1 protein-coding gene and 1 pseudogene are annotated in these 1,455 nt (G+C 41.5%); both read left to right on the top strand.

Annotated elements, in window-relative coordinates:
- Window positions 1-502, top strand: a pseudogene (locus ACRCJ0_RS13985) (bifunctional glutamate--cysteine ligase GshA/glutathione synthetase GshB); the annotation flags it as partial.
- On the top strand, window positions 502-1,455 hold a 954-nt coding region (locus ACRCJ0_RS13980), incomplete at its 3' end, for a cysteine desulfurase family protein (protein WP_431390834.1). The pseudogene ACRCJ0_RS13985 and the gene ACRCJ0_RS13980, both read left to right, overlap by 1 nt.

The following is a 1,455-nucleotide window of genomic DNA, read 5'->3' as shown; positions in this document are numbered from 1 at the left end:
TGGGGCTAATGTGATTGGAGACGGTCTGTCAACAGTTGAAGATTTAGTCGCTGACAAGAATAAAGACCCTAAACGAGGACGGGACCATCGTTCGCCACTAGAAATCATCCAATTAGGGGACATCGAAGTGAATACCTTGAAACAACAAGGCTTTACACCAACGGATGTGGTGCCTGAAGGGCAACAAGTAATTTTACGAGAGAATTCAAACATTTCAACAGGTGGAGATTCTATTGAAGTCTTGGCCGATATGCATGATTCTTATAAGGAAATTGCTGTGAAGATGGCGGCTGTTTTAGGGGTGAATATTACCGGATTAGACCTAATGATTGAAGACATTCACCAACCAGCAAGTGCAGATAACTATGCATTAATTGAAGCCAATTTTAACCCAATGATGATGATGCATATTTACCCAGCAATGGGAGAGGGCAAACGGATCACTAAGGACCTGTTAAGCTTCCTATTCCCTGAGAAAACAAAATTTACGGGAGGAAAATAATGAAAGGCATTTATTTAGATTACGCCGCAACAACACCAGTTGACCCAGAAGTCATTGAAGTCATTACAAATGCCATGCATGATGATTTCGGTAATGCTTCAAGTTTGTATAAGATTGGGCGTGAATCTAAGCAGAAGATAGAAGGCGTCCGCAGACAAATTGCCAAGACCCTAAATGCTGATGCAGATGATATTATCATTACGTCTGGTGGGACCGAGTCCAATGATTCAGCCATTAACCAAACTGTTGCCAGACTTGCAAACAAAGGCAAGCATTTGATCACAACAGCTGCAGAACACTCTTCTGTCTACCAAACTATGCGTCACCTTGAAAGACAAGGTTTTGAAGTGACTTATCTAGACTTTGATGAAGAAGGTCATATTGACTTTGAAAAATTGAAAACAAGCATCCGAAAAGAGACAATTTTGGTATCCATTATGGCCGGCAATAATGAAGTAGGGTCTCTTCAAGACATCCAAGCCATTGGCGACCTCTTACATGAAAAGGATATTTTCTTCCATACAGATACTGTCCAAACATATTTGAATATTCCTTTAGACGTGGAAAAAATGCACATCGATGCCTTGTCTATGTCTGCCCATAAAATATACGGGCCAAAAGGGATAGGCTTTATGTATTACCGTAATGCTAAGGCGGATTTTGCCCCTTATGTACGCGGTGGCAACCAAGAAAACAAACATCGGGCAGGAACAGAAGCCTTACCTTTAATCTTGGGCATGTCTAAAGCCATCGAAAAGCAATATGACAATATGGAAAAGCACCAGGACCACTTAAAGGCCTTGCGTCAATATTTCTTGGAAGGCGCTCGGGAACGTGGCTTAAACTTCCAAATCAATGGTCCGGCTGAAGCAGAATTGGCCCATGTCTTAAATATCTATTGGCCAGGTCACCCATCTGATCAAGTTTTAATCAAGCTAGATTTAAGAGATGCT

It is taken from the genome of Aerococcus sp. L_32, assembly GCF_050689315.1.
This window is presented reverse-complemented; position numbering and strand designations above follow the sequence as displayed.